Here is a 17,595-nt window from a genome sequence, read left to right on the forward strand (position 1 = left end):
ATTCGCCATTCGAGGTTTTCGCTGCGACACTTGCCTCAGCGGGACAACCTCAAAACGCTAAACATTAACCCCCTCGTTGCACTTCGGTTTGAAACCGCCAGGGAAAACCGTCGCGGTCGGGCCGAAGCTCGGCTTGCTGCATACCCTCATGCTGCAACTGATGAAGGAAAAGGACATCGACGCTTCGACCATCGACTTCGTCGATCATGGCAGCAACGACCAGTGCTTCGACGCAGTCGCGAGCGGTGCAGCCGATGCTTGCTGCGCCAGCATCTCCCATCTCAACGACAATGCGGGTCCGAACATTATCGGCGAAGGGAATCTGTGGCAGGCGCTACCGAACTGTGTGTTTCAAACGGCGTACGCATCGGATTCGGCGCTCGGCGCAAAGCACGAAGGACTGGTGTCCGTCATGGCCGCTTACGGCGCGCTCTACGAATATCTGATGTCGCCCGCGTCGCATGACCCTTTCCTCGACGCACGCAAACGCACCCAGAAGAAATTCGACGTTGCATCGGCCCAGGCGATCTGGGACTTCAATCAGACGCAGCGGCCGTATTCGAGGGATCTGTCGCTGACTGAGAAAGACGTTGGATATCTGCAGGACATGGATATCGGCGTGGGAAGCTTGAAACGGAAGCAAGCGTTCAGCGCAGTGGCCGATATGTCGGCGGCAAGCGCCGCCGCGAAGCTGCTTCGATGAACGATTCACGGGGAAGCATGCGCTTCCCCGCAGCCTCGCTCAGAACGTATGCCGAATGCCCGAAATGACCGAGATCTGCGATCCACCCGCGGGAGGCGTCGGCACCGGAGAAAGCGTGGTCGCCGCGAGCGCCAGGTTACCAGCGTTGTGAATGTGCTCGCCGGTCAGGTACAGTAAAGTACGCTTGGATAGCAGGTATTCGCCGCGCAAGACTTCGATCAGCGCCTTATTGGGAGAATGCTCGTATTTGAGTTGCGCCAGCATGCCGTCGATATGGAAGAACGGCGTCACCGGGACCGTTCCCGTCACCCACAGAAGGTTGCTTTTTGGCGTGGCGATCCCCTCGTTCACGCGCCTTATCCATCCCACGCCAAACTTCGCCTTGTGGATGATGAAGTAACCACCTAGTGTGAAGCGGCTATCCGTGAGAGCCGGAGATGTCAGGCCGCCCCATGTCGCGGAGGTGCCGCCATAGTTGCGCTCGTAGGAAGTCGCCAGTCCCCATGTGTGGCCCTCGTATTTGAGCAACGCCGAATACTCTCTGCATTGATTCGAAGGAGAGGTCTGGCCCGGGCAGTTTGTGGCGACGCTACTGTTGCCGGCAACGGCATCGCGGCCGAAGCTGTAGTTGACGCCGCCTTCGAAGTCGCCCATGAAATAGCGATAGCTCACGGAGTTATCCGCGCGTGCGTTGGCGATCCCGTTGTCGAGTGTCGTGAGGCCTTGCGCGCCAGTCCCAAAGGGATTGATGAAGGAGATGCCGAAAAAGCGCATCGTGTATTGGCGGCCGAACGTCAGACGGCCATATTTCCCATCGATGCCGACATACGACTGTCGGCCAAAGAGACGTCCACCTTGCCTCGATGCGCCAGTCGTCGGACTGAAGCCGCCCTGCAAATCGAAGATCGCCTTTACGCCGCCCCCCAGATCCTCACTGCCCCTGAATCCGAAGTAAGAGGTGGCGGTTCCGTCGCCGGTGCGCCATCCGTTGGCGGTCGTGTTCTTGCCGGTGGCGACGTTGTTGACGAACTCGACACCCTGATCAATCAAACCGTAAAGCGTCACAGAGCTGGCGCCGACGGGCTTCGGGGGCGGTGCGTCTTCTTCTATGTCTTGCGCCCATGAGGATGAAGCGCCAAGAAGTGCAGCACAGACGCACATCGCGGTCCGGTATTTCATTTCTCGTGTCTCCGTCATGTCGCTCAATGAGGCGAGAAAGCGGTGTAAAGACCGCCGCGCGCCTGTGAGTTTTTCGATTTGTTATCGCAGTGTTCAAATTCTGCCAGCGCGATGCCATCTGCAAGTTGAAAAAAGCCGCATTCCGGTTGAGGAAATGGTTAATACCGCCCCGCACGCGCCACGACCCAGTCGATCGAAACCAAGGCAATGGCGCTTCGGGCGCCCTTATGATCGTGGCTTTGTAGTGGGATTGCGACTCCGGTGACTCGCTTCTTAAGGAACCGAATGACGGGTTCGTGAACCGAACCGACGTCGAGATGTCCGGTTGTCCCGCGCCGGGAAAGGAGCGTTACTGGCGGCCCGCGGTCACCCACCCGTGCACGGATTCATACGCGCGGGCCAACCGCTGGACACACCCTTGATGTCGAGGCGATTTTGAAATGTCGTAGCGCCGGCTAAATACAGATGTCGTCTTTTGAATGGGTGATTTACTCTGCCCTCAACGGTTTGAATCCACGTAGTGTTGAAGGACGGCCCTGATCGGACAGGGGCGCGTCAGCATGAAGTGCGGCGCGGACGCATGCCCGGGCGGTTGCCGCCGTTGCAAGCGGGCATAGGCACAATTGCTAACGCGGTACTAGCTGGCTTCGTCGATGCACCATTTGACGCTTTTGAAATCTATTCTGAAGTGCCGCAGGATTCCACTTTCGACCTGATGGATGCCGGCAAGGTCACATTTGCCTCAGGGGCGTCGATCACCTTGTCCGCTGCGCGTCAGGCGCAGGTGTTTGGTGAACCCGAACGATACCGCAGTCGCTTGGTGCTGCGCCTCCAAGAAGTCAGCAACCATCCGGAAGTGATTCGCCGGCTCGGACTGATCGCTTTTAACACGGCGTTGGAGTTCGACATTTACGGCAATGTAAATTCAACGCATGTGGGCGGTACCCATATGATGAACGGCATAGGCGGATCCGGCGACTTCTCGCGTAACGCATCGTGCGCGATCTTCGCGACGAAGTCGACGGCGAAGGGCGGCTGCATCTCCAGCGTCGTGCCCATGGTTCCGCATTGCGATCACAACGAACACGACGTCGACGTGGTTGTCACGGAGCAGGGCCTGGCCGATCTGCGCGGTCTGGCGCCGCGCGAACGCGCCGCGCTCATTGTTCGGAACTGCGCGCATCCGCAGTATCGCGAGTTGCTGCGCGACTACTATCAGGACGCTTTGCGAGGCGGAGGGCATACCCCGCATCGGCTGGAGCAGGCTTTCGCGTGGCATACGCGGCTGCGCGACACCGGATCGATGTTGCCGTCAGCACCAACCAGTGCCCAAGCAAGCGTGACACCGGCGAGAGCGTAAAGCTGCCAGGCTTGCGGTAGGATTTCTGCGCAGAAGCTCGAACAGATCCACCTCGACAGGAGGCCGCAATGACGCGCACTGGAGCGCGCTTCTTGGGGCAAGGTGTCCGTTCGTCCCATTCCTATCCAGCGCATCTTCACAAAATCTGGTTCCGGCGGATTTTCGCGCGAGAGAATGTTCGCTGTCAGCTTTTTTTCGGCGGCGACGCGCGTTGAATAGTCAGCAAAAAACCGCCCCTTGGTACTCGAACTCAAGTCACGCCCGCGCTGCACGTTCGGGCCGCCCTGCTCACCCGAACGTTATGACAGCGACCGCCGCGGGGCAGGGCTAGCAGTCGGATTCGTGCTAGGAGCTGTCTGCGTCGGGCCACTGACGGCCAGCATCGAGAGAGACGTCCGTCTCCCGCGCATCCCGCCGAAGCCGCCTCGTCGTACCGCTCGTCGCGATTGGGATTACCTGAGGGTCGAACTCACGACTGGTGTGGAGACTAACGCTGCCGCCCGCCGGTCCGGCAATGCTGATCACCATCGCGGTCATGTTCGTTACTGCGCGTTGGGACCTCGGTCTTGCCGTTGGCCCTGCCCTCCTTCTCGCCTCGGCGCTCGCGCGACCGATTCGGTGCTGGCCAATGAGTTGCGGGTTGATGAGGTTGGCGACGATGAACCACTGCGTTTCGCCTTGTCATCGGAGAGTATCGACGGCGGGGCGTCTTTTGACTAGGATTCATCGGTCAAAGTTGTTCCTGCGGACGAGGCCGCGTTGGTCGAACCACTGCCGAAGAATGGCTTCAGCTTTTTTTACCCGCCATGGGAACCGCTCACAACGTACCGGCCTCCTAATGCGCGGACTGGCGCCGGCGAGGCCGGCCGTCCCCGAGTCATACGCGACGCTCCGCTGACGCCGAGCGAATCAAAACACGTGCACGATCCCGACGACCACCGTGAGCTGATTGGCTCCGGTCGCAACTACGCCTGTCGACTCCGTTGCGCTCACAGCAGACTTCGCGCTGTTGATCACGTAGGTCACGTCTGTGTATAGGCTGGTGCGTTTAGACAGCAGGTAGTCTGCATTGACACCAGAACTCACAGCATGAGCCGAAACCGTCCGAAACGCGTGATAGTACGAAGCAGTCGACACTTGAAACGCGGGGGTTATCTTGTAGCGAAGGCCTCCGAATGCCATAGTCTGCGGCGGCGATGCGGCGAGGGTTGCAGCTATATCGTTAACGCCTGGCGGCAGAACAGCCGGCCGCCCTGCTGCAGGGTGCCGGTGTTCGTCGCGAAGCCGGATTCCAGAGTGAATATGGAGCGCAAACCCGCTCCGAGGTCTTCCTTGCCTGTGAAACCCCAACGCGAATTGATGCGATTGCCGGTGTTAAGACGAAGCAAGGTGCCAGAGCCTTGCTTCGAGGCATGCGTTACGTATTCGGCGCCCGAGCCAAGAATGCCGTATAGCGTGACCGACGACTGAGCGTGTGCTGCACTAGCCGACGAGCATATCGTTGTGGCGAGCATGGTCCTTGCCCATCGCGTAGCGTGGTTCGATTTCAAACACGTCTCCTTGCTTTTTGAAGTTCTACTAGCTTGATCACGCCGCGACGCAAGTCTATTCTTTCCGACTTGCGTCCGACTCGGCGTCGAATCAGATCCGTGCGATGCGCCTGCTCACGAACAACATCGCAATCAACCCGATGACCGGCCTGATGGCAAGCGTGAGCACGGCAAGCACGATCGAATGTGTGCCGCCATAGACATGGCCGACTGCCAGAGGAGACACGGCGCTACCCATTTGCCAGATGGCGTTCGTCCAGCCAGCGCTCGCGCCTGCCAGCCGCTTTCCGGATGCATCGCTCACCTATGCCATCAGCACCGGCAGATAGCCGTATGAAAATGCGCCCAGAACCGGTGCGACGATATAGAACTGCGTGACCGTTGAGCACATGCCGAACACCGTCAGCGTGATGGCAAACGCGATCTGCACCAGAATGGTCATGAGTCGGCGCGAGATACCCGGCAGGTCGGAGACGCATCCGAGCGTCGGCTTCGCGATGACGGCGCCGATGCCGAAGGAGGCGATGATCGAGCCGGCCACGACGGGGGAAATGCCGTATTGCCGCGTCATCAGCGCATTGCCCCATGCGCCTGCGCAACCCGTGCTACGAAGTCTCTGGGAGAGCACCTCCGAAACCGTCGCGCTCTTCGTTCCCGACGATACGTATCGGCTTTGCGTCGCGGAACTGGAGAGCAATCAGCCGCTCAACTTTCGACGCGGCATCGGCTATCGTGAGAAGCTCGCGCGCGGAGCGAGCGGCCGCACCATTCTTTCGCAGATGCAACTCACCCCCAACGAATTGCGGCGCTATCTCGTCGATCCCAATGAAGATATGGCAGCGGTGCTGAACGACATCGAACGAATTCGCGCAAAGGGATTCGGGACGAGTCATCACGAATTGATCGAAGGGCCGTGGCGGTCGCAGCGCCATTCTTCAACGGGGCAAATCAGGTGGCGGGTTCACTATGTATTTTTGGTCCCAGCGTTCGGGTCACCGAGCAGCGCGTCGAGGAGTTCGGGGATCTGCTTAAGCGCGCAACGAAAGACTTGTCCAGACTTCTGGGTCACCAGAGCGCGTGAAAGGCCGGATAATTCAAGCGTCCGGGACTACCGAAGTTCATCCAGGCTAATCGCCTCAAGAGCGCGTACGCAGGACCGCTGCAATAGCAATGAGCGGGGCCGAAGCCCTGGGCGGCGACGCCCAGAGATCGTCATGACCCATCGTCAAGACAGGGAGGTCGAATCGACCACCGCGGAGACCAGGTTGGACGGCCGCAGTCAAATGTGCAGTTGCCATCCGACCGTCTCCGGGTGATTGTGGGCGAGCGTCGCTTCCTGGCCGATACCGCCAGTTCGATGAACGGATCTCAACGCGGCCGTTCGTTTCATCAACGGCTCGCTTTGGCGCGGCTGGTGTAGACACGTGCCGCCGGCCAGAAGTCGACATTCGGCTACGCGTTGCTAACGGTGGATCCCGGCTTGTAAGGGGCCGCTCGATGTTTGCCGCGCGCGCGTTCATGCGATCTGTGCTCGATCGGGGCTAACAGCCACCAAGCAAATAGTGGGATGCTTCCTTCATAACTAAGGACCCGCCGCACTTATCTGCGTTGTGGCTGCCCGTGGAGGCCCACGTCACCACATCGTCACCGATGCCAAAGGCGTCCCGGCTCGCCACTAGCCAGATAGGCGCGAACGTCAACGACGTCAGGCAATCAGTGCGGCCGATCTACGCGATTCCACCGATTCACGGAACGCGCGGCCACCCACTGCAATGCCCGCGCGGGATCTACCCCAATCGGGCCTCAACTCCGAGCGGCGTCGTCGGCCGTTCCGCAATCGCGCGATCGACCCGCCACTCATCGTCTGTCCGTCGTCGAATGTCGCCACTAAGGCAACACGGTGTGTGCGTTCGCGATGCTACTGGCGCTCGCCGCCTCTAACTACAATCCGTCACACGCTCGGTCGAAATGCGAGCAACCCGAAGCGCGCGGCATGCGTGGTCGCGCTAATGAACCGCGCCGCGCAGTGCCGCTTACTCCACTAATTGAAGAGGACTGTCGAAGATGAGCGCAACAACCCGCAATGTGCAGCCCGTTACCGCCAACATTGGCAAAGAAGGTTCAGGCGAACTCGTGCCTTCCCGCTACGCCGTGCGCGTGGGTGACGTCGACGTCGTGCTGATCAGCGATGGCGTCCTGCCGCTGCCTACTTCCACCATGTCCACCAACGTAAGCGAAGCAGACCGCAACGAATGGTTCGATGGTCGCTTCCTGCAACGCGACATGTTCGATTGGGCTTTGAATATCGCGCTCGTGCGCAGCGGCGAACGCCTGATCCTGATCGACTCGGGCGTAGGCGACGGTTTCGAATACTTCTCCCGCGCCGGTCAGTCGGTGATGCGCCTGGAATCGGCTGGCATCGACCTGGCTGCGATCACCGATATCGTGGTTACGCATATGCACATGGATCACGTCGGCGGGCTGAACGTCGATGGCGTCAAGGCCAGGCTGCGTCCGGACGTGCGCATTCACGTGTCGGCCGCAGAAGTGGAGTTCTGGAAGAATCCAGACTTCAGCAAGACAGTGATGCCTGAAACGGTTCCTCCCGCGCTCCGCAAGGCTGCTGCAAAGTTCGTGAAACTCTACAGCGAAAACATCTTGCAGTTCGAACACACCGTGGAAGTCGCAGCGGGCGTGTCGGCGCGCGTGACCGGCGGCCACACGCCGGGGCACTGCGTAGTGGATGTCGCATCGAACGGGGAGAAACTGACGTTCGTAGGCGACGCGATTTTCGAAGTCAACTTCGACAATCCCGATTGGCACAATGGCTTCGAGCACGATCCTGAAGCGGCTATGGACGTGCGTATCGCGCTGTTCAACGAAGCCGCTGAGACCGGCGCGCTGCTTGCCGCAGCGCATGTCGCGTTCCCGTCCATCGGTCACATTGCAAAGACCGGTGAGGGTTTCCGTTTCGTACCGGTTCACTGGGACTACTGATTGATGCTCGACTATCCGCGGTTCATGAATGCTCACCAAGCCAGCTCCGGCTTTTCGAGGAGCAGTGCGAGGTGGCGTCATGGTTCAACATAACGGACTCGATATGAAACTCAACCCTCTCCTGCCAGCCTTCTGCACGGCTTTGCTTGCAATCGTACCGGCCGTCGCGGTTGCAGATTCCTTCACTGTCAAAGTCGATGGGCTGAATCGCGGCCAGTTCGACAAGGAACAGGTGTATGGCGGATTTGGCTGTCACGGCGATAATGTGTCACCGCACATCTCATGGTCGCATGTTCCGGCCGGGACGAAGAGCATCGTCATCACGATCCATGACCCCGACGCGCCCACGGGCGGTCTTGGCTGGACGCACTGGCAAGTGGCAAACATTCAGCCGTCGCAGACATCGATTGACAAGGGCGCGTCGGGCAATGCCCGACTGCTGCCAGCAGGTGCCATCGAGACGCTGACCGATTTCGGCGCCTCGGCTTATGGCGGACCGTGCCCGCCGCAAGGCGAATCCCATCGATACATCGTGACGGCTTCGGCTCTGGCGGTTCCCAGCCTCGATGTCAAAGCGGGGTCCAGTCCGGCGCTCGTCGCCTACCAGATGCACGGAAAAGTCATCGGCCAGGCGCGCTACGTGGCGCGCTATCACCGTTCGGCGGGGTGAGCGGCGAATCGGCGGGAGGTCGCTTTGCGACGTCCCGCCAGCGCCAATGGCGGATCCGATTACAGCATTCGTTTGTTCGAACAGACCGCAGCCGGGTATGTCGCGGTGAAAAGAATCGTCGTTGTGTCACAGATTGCGGGCGTCGCACGTCTTAAGGAGGACATCACGGTCTACCTGGCCTCTTAACCCTCCCTAACCGAATACAAACGCGCGATATGCATCTTGGAAGATCCTATCGGCTAACCGAGTTCCTCGTCTGGACGCGCAGGCAGATTTACGCACTCCTGCTTTGCGGCTCCGTGCCGGTGATTCTCTACAAGTGCGCGTCGATGAGGTGGCTCTCGGTGCCGCTTACCATAGTCGTTCTTCTTGGGACGGCGACCTCGCTTATCGTCGGTTTCAAGAATGTACAGACCTTTAACCGCTCGCAGGATGCGCAGATTGTGTGGACAAGCATCGTTGGCATGAGCCGCCGATGGGGCCACTTAGCATGCGCGTTTCGAACTGGCCTTGATATCAGCCGAGAGCTCATTTTTCGGCATCTGGCCTGGCTTACTGCGTTACGTTACGAACTGCGCAGTCCCCGCATCTGGGAAAGCATGAGCCGGCCCTTCAATCTTGAATACCGCCGCCACTACCATGTCCCCGAGTGGGAATCCGCGCTCGGCGAGGTTTTGACAAGTTATCTCTCCTCGTCGGAGACTGCGCGCGCGCTTGCATCGCCCTCGGCAACAGCCGCAGTCTTGAGCATGCAAAGCGACCACCTCCAGACGCTGAATCATGCCGGAAATCTCAACCTCTCGTTCTATCTTGAGCTCCAGCGCGCAATCGGCGAATTCATTGCGCTTCAGGCGAACGCCGAACGACTGAAGAACTTTCCTTACCCTCGTCAGTACGCAACGATCAGCGCATTGTTCGTGAGGTTTTTCTGCTTATTGCTTCCGTTCGGGTTGTTGCAGGAGTTTGATAAGCTTAACGACGTGAATACCGGGCCGATGCACGGCAATATGGTCTGGCTCGCCATTCCGTTCAGCGTGATTGTGTCTTGGATGTACACGTCGCTGGCGCAAGTAGGAGAAAGCACGGAGAATCCGTTCGAAGGGAGCGCAAATGATGTTCCTATCTCAAGCCTCTGCGCCGCCCTGGAGCGCGATCTTCGTTCGATGCTTGGGGAGACCGTCGGGCACGCGGCACAGGAAACCATTGCGCTTTGAAAGCGACCGAAACCAGTGGAATAGACGAGGGGAGCGATGAACAAGGCGGTTTCAGCGGGCCCGGCCCCGAACGATATCGACGACGCAACGCGTTCGTTTAACGCCGTGCGCCGACGCCTGCACGGCATTGCATATCGGATGCTTGCGTCGGTCGCAGAAGCGGAGGACGTCGTGCAGGACGCGTGGCTGCGCTGGAATTCTGCGTCGCGCGCTGACATCGACAACCCGGAGGCGGGGCTCGTTGCCGTCACCACGCGCCTGTCAGTCGACAGCTTGAGGGCGGCCAAAGCGCAGCGTGAACGTTATACGGGGATCTGGCTACCGGAGCCCTATGTGATCGATGCGCCCGTCACTCCCGAGGAGATCAAAGAGCGCGCCGACGAAGTTTCCGTCGCCTTCTTGATGCTGCTGGAACGGCTCAGTCCGGACGCACGCGCTGCGTTCCTGCTGCACGAAGTCTTCGATGTCGATTACGATGAGGTCGCCAAGACGCTAAGCAAGTCGGAGGCGGCGTGCCGTCAACTGGTTAGCCGGGCAAAGGCGCAGCTGCGCGAAGGCCGCTCGCGCCTAACTGTGCCGCGCGAAATCCATCTGCGCTTGCTGACGCAATTCGCACAGGCGCTTGAGAGTGGTGACTTCGCAGCGATTAACGGCTTGCTTGCGGAGGATGCCGTCCTCGTTGGCGACGGCGGCGGCCGTGTGCCGAGCTTTCCAAAGCCGATGCAAGGCGGCAGGCGCATCGCGCAACTCTTCTACGCGTCCAAACTACGCTTCGAGGCCAAATTGCGGATTGAACTGGCCGTTCTCAATGGGCAATGGGCGCTGCTGCGATTCATCGAGGGAAAGCTCGAATCGGCGCAATCCTATGAGACTGACGGCGAGCGCATTGTGCGCATCCTTGTGCAACGCAATCCGGACAAGCTCGTTAGACTTGCCATTGCCTTCGGAGGTTGCTGAGGTCTCTCCCCCGCGCATATGACACCCAATTGGTGTCGCGCGAGCAACGGAGTGAGCCGCGACGCGTGGCTTCCGGCACGACGAGGGGATAACTAAGATGGTTGTGTACGGCAATCGCCGGCACCGCTGCGCGGAGCACGTGCAGCTCTCACCCTCGCTGGAGCAACCATGACTCAACGCATCAATTACGTCCAACAATCGCCCGAGCTTTTTAAGAAGTTCCTCTCTTTCGGCTTGGCGGTGAAGGAAAGCGGTATCGAGGTGTCCATCTGCGAACTGGCGTCACTGCGCGCATCGCAACTGAACGGCTGCGGGTTCTGCGTCGACATGCACGTGAAGGAGGCCAGGATTCATGGCGAGCGCGAACTCCGCCTGCATCACGTGGCGATCTGGCGCGAGTCGACTCTGTTCTCGTTCCGTGAACGCGCCGCGCTTGCGTGGACGGAAATCGTAACGAAACTGCCCCATGACGGAGTGCCCGACGATCTGTTCGATTACGTGCGCACTCAGTTCACAGACCAGGAACTGTCGAACCTGACGTTCCACGTAATGGCGATCAACGGCTGGAATCGCGTGAACGTCGCATTCCGGACAGTACCAGGATCGTCGGACTCGGCGTTCGGGCTCGAGAAGGCCAACTTCACCTGATCATGCTCGGACCAGCCGAGACGTTCCACAAAGGGCCGAACGACGTACATACTGTCGGTCGGAACGCCAGCCGCTCGTATTGGTGCCGGTAAAGGTACGGATGCCGGGCCCGCAGGCCGCCTGCAGGAGATGCGGCGGCCGCGTCACAATCTGTTCGTGGCGGCGAAGATTCACTTGCTAGCAGCTTCGCCACGAGACGCCCCCACCCGTCGAGATGGGATAAGGCATTTCACGCCTTAGCGCAGCAGGCACGGGCGCTCGTTATCGAACGTCCGAGCTTGGAATCAAACACCGCATCGTGGTGACGCGCCGAAGCCGTGCTGCTGATACCCAGTGCGTATCGATCGCGGTAATCTTTCCGGCGCCGCAGCCGCGACATGCGTAAGCATCGCGAGCGAGATGGCTAAGTGGTTGTTCGAATGCGAACCGCACGTCAGGCCCCAGTCGTTGCACAACTGCGCGACGCACAGAGGGTCCGCCTTCGTCCGAAAACGCCCTGCGGACTCGCGACTCGTCGCTCCTTGCTATGTAGACGCCGTCACAGACGTTTCTTCGTCGATGCTGAGGTGAGCGTTTTGGAACAACGCTTTGATCCCAGTCAGGCGGCACGTACGGATATCGGTTATCCATTCGCGGCGGCGGCGCCGCTTTGGCCGTCTCCGCGCGCGTAGGGTAACAGCGCGTCGGGTGCGCGCATGTCGCGCGGCGTCTCGAAGTCCCTGCGCGCGACACCGCGCATCGTGTCGGGCGCGGCCGGGAAGCCCGAGCGGGCGCTGTAGTCCCGTACCGGCGCTCGTCGTGCTTCGACGCGTTCGCGGCTCGACCCGCGCGCTGCATAGACGTCGAGCGCCGTGACACCCATCACGTTCACAGCCGCGCGCAGCGCGCGGGCGCGGTCGGCGGCGCTTGACTTGTTCGATTGAACCGTGAGGGTGCCGAGATCCAGCACGTCGCCGCCGACGCGCGCCCACAGGAACGGCGTGGCGTCGCGCGCGGTCAGGATCCCGATGCCGCACGCAAGTTCGCGCAGACCGTAGAGGCGCATGAGCGCGGTGGTGTCGTCGACGCCGGTTATCCGCAACATCGCGCGCGGCGCGACGAGTTCCGCGAGCCCGAGCGCGATGCTGAACCAGCCGAGTCCGCGCGCGATCGTCTCGGGTCGCAGGGTGTGGGCGCCATGGCTGGTCTGATCCGAACCTCTTGCTAAATGCAGTGCTTGATCCATGGCTTCACCTCATTGCTTCGGTTGGAGTCAATAAGCGAGCGCGGTTCGCGCCCGGCGCGAGCCGTTACGGCTTTAAGACGACTTTGATGCAGCCGTCCTCCTTGTCGCGGAATTTTTTGTACATCGCGGGCCCGTCGTCGAGCGACATCGTGTGCGTAATCACGAACGAAGGATCGATCTGCCCTTCCTGGATGCGCCGCAAAAGGTCGTCGGTCCAGCGGTTGACGTGTGTCTGCCCCATGCGCCACGTGAGCCCCTTGTTCATCGAGGCGCCGAACGGGATCTTGTCGATTAGCCCGCCGTAGACGCCCGGCACCGAAAGCGTGCCCGCAGGTCGGCACACATAGATCATTTCGCGCAGCACATGCGGCCGGTCCGTTTCCAGCATCACGGCCTGTTTCGCGCGGTCGTACATCGCATCGATGGAACGCGTGGCATGCGACTCCATTCCCACGGCGTCTATGCACTTCTCCGGACCCTTACCGTGCGTCAACTCCTTCAGTCGTTCAAGAACGCTCTCTTCTTTAAAGTCGATCGCGACGGCGCCGCCCGCACGCGCCATCGCGAGCCGCTCCGGCACGCAGTCGATGGCAATCACCTGCTTCGCGCCCAGGAGCACGGCGCTACGGATCGCCATCTGCCCGACAGGCCCCGCGCCCCAGATCGCGACCGTGTCGGTCGGCTCGATGTCGCATTGCACCGCTGCCTGCCATCCGGTCGGGAAGATGTCGCCGAGGAAGAGTACTTGCTCGTCGCTGAGCCCGTCTGGAATCTTGACGTGAGTGCAGTCCGCGTAGGGGACGCGCACGTATTCGGCCTGGCCGCCAGCGTAGCCGCCTGTCAGATGCGTATAGCCGAAGAGGCCGGCGGTGGTGTGGCCGAACACCTTGTCCGCGACATCTTTGTTGCGGTTGCTCCGTTCGCATACGGAAAAATTGCCTCGCTTGCACTGCTCGCATTCGCCACAGATGATCGTGAACGGCACGACGACCCGGTCGCCTACTTTGAGCGCGGTGTTGCCTTTGCCGACCTCTGCGACTTCGCCCATGAATTCGTGGCCCATGATGTCGCCGGCTTCCATGCCGGGCATAAAGCCGTCGTACAGATGCAGATCCGAGCCGCAAATCGCGCACGACGTGACCTTGACGATCGCGTCGCGCGGGTGCTCGATCTTCGGATCGGGCACCGTATCGCATCGAATGTCCTTTTTACCATGCCATCTGAGCGCTTTCATGTCGCCTCCGGGTCGCCGATTACAGGGAGCTTGGCCGGCAAGCGCAGCAGCGCGCTCTCGCACGGCATCCCCTATGCCAGCAATGGATGTACCGCATCAAGGCGATGCGCAGTACGCACGAGGCGCAGCCCGCGCGAGGGTATCGCCCACGCGCGGGACCGTCCGGCTGGTGAGCCATAGCGCGCGGCTTTTTAGGGTTCAAGGGAGCGTCGACGCCCGATGCGGACTCGCGACCGCTGTGGGACCGTCCGGCCACCAGGCGACCAGGCCGTGGCACCCCGGCGGCACCAGCACATCAAGAGCATTCAGCACATCGTCCTTTACATCGTCTGGACCATCAAAATCCAAGCAGACTTTTACTTAAAAGCATTTCCAAAATAAGCGCGGCGCGCCGAGAGAGACCCCGGGCGCGTACTTGTCTGGGCTGCGAGCCGACGGATAGGCAACCGTCGCAGCAGTTGCGCGCGATCGCTCACGGCAGATCCGCCGCGCTTCGGCTCGAAGAATCGTGAGTTCTTGCCCGACCCTGCGCTCAAAAGCGCGTGTTTTCCTGGCGACTGCTTCAGAACGACTACCTCGTGGCAGACGTCACCTTCAGCAATCCGCACTGAGCGCCGGGCCTAAGATCAATGATGAGCACCGCCGCCCGCATCGTCCAGTTGCCGCAGCACGGCGTCGAGATTAAACGACGCCGGCTTCTGCCGCGGTGGAAACGCCTTGAAATTCTCAATCTGCGACCCGACCACCGCTTGCATCGCGTATAGCAAATAAGCGTGGGAGATCATCCAGTCGTAGTATGTGTTCGAGTTCTCGTCCGCACGCTCGAACGGGTCCCGCCGAAGATGGAACATCTTTGGAATCCGCAGCCGAACAAAGGGTTCCGCCCAACACGCCAACTGCTTGGCGCGTTGCTCTAGCAAGACCATTTTCCAGTCACGCACGCGGATCGCCATCACGTCGCCGTCGTCGCTCATATAGAAAAACGATTCGCGCGGGCTTTCTTGAACTTCCCCGGTCAGATAGGGAAGCATGTTGAAACCGTCAAGGTGAACCTTGTACGTTTTCGCGCCAGCTTTATGTCCCTTAAGCAGCTTTTCCTTGACTTCCGGCTCGCCTGCCGCCGCGAGTATGGTCGTCATCCAGTCCTGGTGTGTAACTATCCCGTTAAGAACGGTTCCAGCAGGTATTTTTCCCGGCCACCGAACGAACGCTGGAACGCGCCAGCCCCCTTCCCAGTTCGTATTCTTTTCAGACCGGAATGGGGTGATGCCAGCATCCGGCCAGCTATTGAAGTGAGGGCCGTTATCCGTCGAGTACATGACGATCGTATCGTCGGCAATTCCCAATTCTTCCACCTTCGCCAGCATCCTGCCGATGTTCTCGTCGTGCGCGACCATCACGTCGTTATATTCGCCCTGTCCGCTCTTGCCCTTGCGCTTTTCTGCACAGTGGGTCCGGAAATGCATCGCCGTGGTGTTGTACCAGACGAAAAACGGCTTACCATCGCTATGAGCCTTATCGATGAATGTGCAAGCCAGATCGGTCGTTTCATCGTCGATTGTCTCCATGCGCTTTTTTGTTAGCGCGCCGGTATCCTCGATCCGCTGACCGCCCTTGCCATCAGACCAGCAGTGAAGCACACCTCTCGGACCGAAACGTTTCCTGAACGCAGGATCCTTCGGATAATCGGGATCCTCAGGCTCTTCCTCCGCATTCAGGTGATACAGGTTGCCAAAGAACTCGTCAAACCCATGCATGGTCGGTAGAAACTCGTCCTTGTCGCCCAGATGGTTCTTGCCGAACTGTCCAGTGACATACCCCAGAGGCTTGAGCATCTCCGCGATGGTGGGGTCTTCCGCCGACAGGCCGACGTCGGCGCCCGGCATACCGACCTTGGTCAGTCCCGTTCGAATGGGATTTTGCCCAGTTATGAATGCTGCGCGTCCGGCCGTACAACTCTGCTGTGCGTAGTAATCTGTAAATGCCACGCCCTCATTTGCAATGCGATCGATATTGGGTGTGCGATAACCCATCTGCCCACGGCTGTTGAAGCTGATATTCCACCATCCGATATCATCGCCCCAAAGAATTAGGATATTCGGTTGCTTTGTCGCCATGATTGTTCCCACTCCTTTCAGATGACGCCCGGTCTGCGTTGGGCAAGCCGGGCGAAGAGGCTGCATCAATCATTTCAGTGAGCCAACATGTCGCTCGCTGGTCCCTGCTCCATGAGGATGTCGGAACACCGACGTCTTTGGGCGCCAACGTCCCGATCATGAGGTGCGCCGCTCCTCACTGATCGCCGTGTCAAACGAACGAGGCGGTGCATTATTGCCGTGGCAGAATTTGAGTTTCCTGCCACTGCCACACGGACAGGGTGCATAAGGGCCGCGCCGCTTATCTTCGATTGCGGTCATCGCCATCACCTCGGACGGCGGCCGGCCATTGCGAAGGAGTTTCGCCATCGTCTCCATCGCATGCCGCGATCGCGTGAAGAACAACTCGAGGCCGGAGCACAAATAGTTTTGCCCCGCCTCGCCGTCCCGTGAAAGCGCGAAACGGTCCTTCGGACATCCGCCGTTACACAGCGCCCTCACTTCGCAACTCCTGCACTGGGCCGTGAGCGAGTCGCGCTTGTCGAGTCCAAACTTGCGCTGTTCGGGCGATGCCAGGAGCTTGAGCATGTGTGTTTCGTGAATATTGCCTAATCGGTATCCGGGTTCGACAAAGTGATCGCATGAATATAGATCGCCGTTGTACTCCAGGGCGGGGCCGAGGCCGCAGGTCGGAGCATGGATGCACAACAGATGGCGACCGAAGAGGGCCTCTAGCGTCACGTCGAACAATTGCACGAAGACGCGACCGACGTCGCGGCGCACCCACTCCTCGAAGACATCCATGAGGAACAGACCATATTGCTTTGCGCCGACTGAACGTTCGGTGACGAGATTGCCGGTTTGTGTGTACAGCACGCGCTTGTGACCCGCCTGTTCGCTCCAGCCCCGATTCGCCAGCTGGATCGTCTGTTCCGTTGCACGCTCGATGATCGGAATAAACTGGATCCACCGTGCGCCGAGTTCATCGCGGAAGAAGCGATAAATCGAGCGGCCGTGATGCTGGTTGGCGGAGTTGACCGTGCATAGGATGTTGAACTCAACACCATGCTTGCGTAGTTGATTCCACCCGCCCATGACCAGATCGAAGGTACCGTGCGCACGACGATCGACGCGAAAGGTGTCGTGAAGTTCACGCGGACCATCGACACTTAGCCCCACGAGAAAGTGATACTCCTTGAAGAACTCGCACCATTCATCGTCGAGAAGAATGCCGTTGGTCTGAAACGTGTGTCTCACAGACTGTCCCGGCCTGCGGTACTTTTCAACTAGTTCGACCGCGTTCCTGAAAAATTCGACCTTCATCAGCGTGGGTTCGCCGCCTTGCCACGCTACGGTGACCTCCGGCGTGCGATGTGACTCCAGCAACTGACGAATGTAGGTTTCCAGCGTCGCCTTTGACATCCGATGCTTTTCATTTGGATACAGCGCCTCTTTCGACAGGAAAAAGCAATACTTGCAGTCGATGTTGCAGGTCGAGCCACTTGGCTTCGCCAGCAGATGAAAGCATGGCGGCGCATCCGAGCGCTGGCTTTCGGCCGTTTGAGGATCATCAAGAATCGATGTTGATGTGTGAGACAGCAACGTGTCTTCCATCACGGGAGTGCCCTTTGATTGTCAGGTGCCAAAAGATTGCACGACAAGGCGCAAACGCCTCAAGGTAGAACGGATACTTATACGTCGGAAGCAGTCGCAGAAACAGACGTGATTGAAATTAAAGGCAGCCAGCGTTGAGAAAGCAAAC

16 protein-coding genes and 2 pseudogenes are annotated in these 17,595 nt (G+C 59.6%); 8 read left to right on the forward strand and 10 right to left on the reverse strand.

Annotated elements, in window-relative coordinates:
- Nucleotides 1-133 precede the first annotated feature (133 nt).
- Complete coding sequence (locus QCE48_RS30375; protein ID WP_309784545.1) at nucleotides 134-703, forward strand: hypothetical protein; 570 nt, start codon at nucleotides 134-136, stop codon at nucleotides 701-703.
- A gap of 39 nt (nucleotides 704-742) precedes the next feature.
- Here QCE48_RS30375 and QCE48_RS30380 read toward each other — a convergent pair whose 3' ends face one another.
- Complete coding sequence (locus QCE48_RS30380) at nucleotides 743-1,882, reverse strand: porin (RefSeq protein ID WP_309784544.1); 1,140 nt, start codon at nucleotides 1,880-1,882, stop codon at nucleotides 743-745.
- A gap of 556 nt (nucleotides 1,883-2,438) precedes the next feature.
- Here QCE48_RS30380 and QCE48_RS30385 point away from each other — a divergent pair.
- Nucleotides 2,439-3,242 (forward strand): annotated as a pseudogene (locus tag QCE48_RS30385) (acetyl-CoA hydrolase/transferase C-terminal domain-containing protein); the annotation flags it as partial.
- Between the two features lie 1,214 nt (nucleotides 3,243-4,456).
- Here QCE48_RS30385 and QCE48_RS30390 read toward each other — a convergent pair.
- The 4 genes from QCE48_RS30390 to QCE48_RS30405 form a co-directional block, all read right to left on the reverse strand.
- Nucleotides 4,457-4,756 (reverse strand): porin, encoded by a 300-nt coding sequence (locus tag QCE48_RS30390; protein WP_309794413.1) that lies wholly within the window; start codon nucleotides 4,754-4,756, stop codon nucleotides 4,457-4,459.
- A gap of 127 nt (nucleotides 4,757-4,883) precedes the next feature.
- Nucleotides 4,884-5,096 carry a hypothetical protein gene (locus QCE48_RS30395; RefSeq protein WP_309784542.1) on the reverse strand — a complete coding sequence of 71 codons (213 nt, stop codon included), beginning with the start codon at nucleotides 5,094-5,096 and terminating at the stop codon, nucleotides 4,884-4,886.
- Nucleotides 5,097-5,363 (reverse strand): hypothetical protein, encoded by a 267-nt coding sequence (locus QCE48_RS30400; protein WP_309784541.1) that lies wholly within the window; start codon nucleotides 5,361-5,363, stop codon nucleotides 5,097-5,099.
- A 34-nt stretch (nucleotides 5,364-5,397) separates the two neighbouring features.
- Nucleotides 5,398-5,685 (reverse strand): hypothetical protein, encoded by a 288-nt coding sequence (locus QCE48_RS30405; RefSeq protein WP_309784540.1) that lies wholly within the window; start codon nucleotides 5,683-5,685, stop codon nucleotides 5,398-5,400.
- Between the two features lie 59 nt (nucleotides 5,686-5,744).
- Between QCE48_RS30405 and QCE48_RS30410 the strand changes: the two genes are divergently transcribed.
- The 6 genes from QCE48_RS30410 (at nucleotide 5,745) to QCE48_RS30440 (ending at nucleotide 11,278) form a co-directional block, all read left to right on the forward strand.
- A complete protein-coding gene (locus QCE48_RS30410) occupies nucleotides 5,745-5,873 on the forward strand; it encodes a hypothetical protein (RefSeq protein WP_309794416.1) in 129 nt (42 codons plus the stop codon).
- A gap of 983 nt (nucleotides 5,874-6,856) precedes the next feature.
- A complete protein-coding gene (locus QCE48_RS30420) occupies nucleotides 6,857-7,789 on the forward strand; it encodes an MBL fold metallo-hydrolase (protein ID WP_309784538.1) in 933 nt (310 codons plus the stop codon).
- Nucleotides 7,790-7,892: 103 nt separating this feature from the next.
- Nucleotides 7,893-8,459: a YbhB/YbcL family Raf kinase inhibitor-like protein gene (locus QCE48_RS30425; RefSeq protein ID WP_309784537.1), complete on the forward strand. Its 567-nt coding sequence runs from the start codon at nucleotides 7,893-7,895 to the stop codon at nucleotides 8,457-8,459.
- 215 nt (nucleotides 8,460-8,674) lie between these two features.
- The gene (locus tag QCE48_RS30430; RefSeq protein WP_309784535.1) at nucleotides 8,675-9,673 is read left to right on the forward strand and encodes a bestrophin family ion channel; all 999 of its coding nucleotides are present in this window, start codon (nucleotides 8,675-8,677) and stop codon (nucleotides 9,671-9,673) included.
- Nucleotides 9,674-9,709: 36 nt separating this feature from the next.
- A complete protein-coding gene (locus tag QCE48_RS30435) occupies nucleotides 9,710-10,630 on the forward strand; it encodes an RNA polymerase sigma-70 factor (protein WP_404982528.1) in 921 nt (306 codons plus the stop codon).
- Between the two features lie 168 nt (nucleotides 10,631-10,798).
- Entirely contained in the window at nucleotides 10,799-11,278 is a 480-nt protein-coding gene (locus QCE48_RS30440) for a carboxymuconolactone decarboxylase family protein (RefSeq protein WP_309784534.1), read from the forward strand.
- Between the two features lie 327 nt (nucleotides 11,279-11,605).
- Here QCE48_RS30440 and gudD read toward each other — a convergent pair.
- From gudD to QCE48_RS30460, 5 genes and pseudogenes are all read right to left on the reverse strand, one after another.
- Nucleotides 11,606-11,745 (reverse strand): annotated as a pseudogene (gene gudD / locus QCE48_RS32010) (glucarate dehydratase); the annotation flags it as partial.
- 155 nt (nucleotides 11,746-11,900) lie between these two features.
- Nucleotides 11,901-12,503: a hypothetical protein gene (locus QCE48_RS30445; protein ID WP_309784532.1), complete on the reverse strand. Its 603-nt coding sequence runs from the start codon at nucleotides 12,501-12,503 to the stop codon at nucleotides 11,901-11,903.
- Nucleotides 12,504-12,567: 64 nt separating this feature from the next.
- Nucleotides 12,568-13,737, reverse strand: coding sequence for a zinc-dependent alcohol dehydrogenase (locus tag QCE48_RS30450; protein WP_309784531.1), 1,170 nt, complete (start codon nucleotides 13,735-13,737; stop codon nucleotides 12,568-12,570).
- A 626-nt stretch (nucleotides 13,738-14,363) separates the two neighbouring features.
- Nucleotides 14,364-15,854: an arylsulfatase gene (locus QCE48_RS30455; protein ID WP_309784530.1), complete on the reverse strand. Its 1,491-nt coding sequence runs from the start codon at nucleotides 15,852-15,854 to the stop codon at nucleotides 14,364-14,366.
- 156 nt (nucleotides 15,855-16,010) lie between these two features.
- Nucleotides 16,011-17,447, reverse strand: coding sequence for an anaerobic sulfatase maturase (locus QCE48_RS30460; RefSeq protein WP_309784529.1), 1,437 nt, complete (start codon nucleotides 17,445-17,447; stop codon nucleotides 16,011-16,013).
- Between the last annotated feature and the right edge of the window lie 148 nt (nucleotides 17,448-17,595).

The sequence above is a fragment of the Caballeronia sp. LZ024 genome (assembly GCF_031451455.1).
GTDB lineage: Bacteria > Pseudomonadota > Gammaproteobacteria > Burkholderiales > Burkholderiaceae > Caballeronia > Caballeronia telluris.

Excerpts from the sequence above, each read along its gene's own strand:
- QCE48_RS30380 (WP_309784544.1), bottom strand. The coding sequence starts at position 1,882 with ATGAAATACCGGACCGCGATGTGCGTCTGTGCTGCACTTCTTGGCGCT.
- QCE48_RS30390 (WP_309794413.1), bottom strand. The coding sequence starts at position 4,756 with ATGCTCGCCACAACGATATGCTCGTCGGCTAGTGCAGCACACGCTCAG.
- QCE48_RS30400 (WP_309784541.1), bottom strand. The coding sequence starts at position 5,363 with ATGACGCGGCAATACGGCATTTCCCCCGTCGTGGCCGGCTCGATCATC.
- QCE48_RS30405 (WP_309784540.1), bottom strand. The coding sequence starts at position 5,685 with ATGACTCGTCCCGAATCCCTTTGCGCGAATTCGTTCGATGTCGTTCAG.
- QCE48_RS30420 (WP_309784538.1), top strand. The coding sequence starts at position 6,857 with ATGAGCGCAACAACCCGCAATGTGCAGCCCGTTACCGCCAACATTGGC.
- QCE48_RS30425 (WP_309784537.1), top strand. The coding sequence starts at position 7,893 with ATGAAACTCAACCCTCTCCTGCCAGCCTTCTGCACGGCTTTGCTTGCA.
- QCE48_RS30430 (WP_309784535.1), top strand. The coding sequence starts at position 8,675 with ATGCATCTTGGAAGATCCTATCGGCTAACCGAGTTCCTCGTCTGGACG.
- QCE48_RS30435 (WP_404982528.1), top strand. The coding sequence starts at position 9,710 with ATGAACAAGGCGGTTTCAGCGGGCCCGGCCCCGAACGATATCGACGAC.
- QCE48_RS30440 (WP_309784534.1), top strand. The coding sequence starts at position 10,799 with ATGACTCAACGCATCAATTACGTCCAACAATCGCCCGAGCTTTTTAAG.
- QCE48_RS30445 (WP_309784532.1), bottom strand. The coding sequence starts at position 12,503 with ATGGATCAAGCACTGCATTTAGCAAGAGGTTCGGATCAGACCAGCCAT.
- QCE48_RS30450 (WP_309784531.1), bottom strand. The coding sequence starts at position 13,737 with ATGAAAGCGCTCAGATGGCATGGTAAAAAGGACATTCGATGCGATACG.
- QCE48_RS30455 (WP_309784530.1), bottom strand. The coding sequence starts at position 15,854 with ATGGCGACAAAGCAACCGAATATCCTAATTCTTTGGGGCGATGATATC.
- QCE48_RS30460 (WP_309784529.1), bottom strand. The coding sequence starts at position 17,447 with ATGGAAGACACGTTGCTGTCTCACACATCAACATCGATTCTTGATGAT.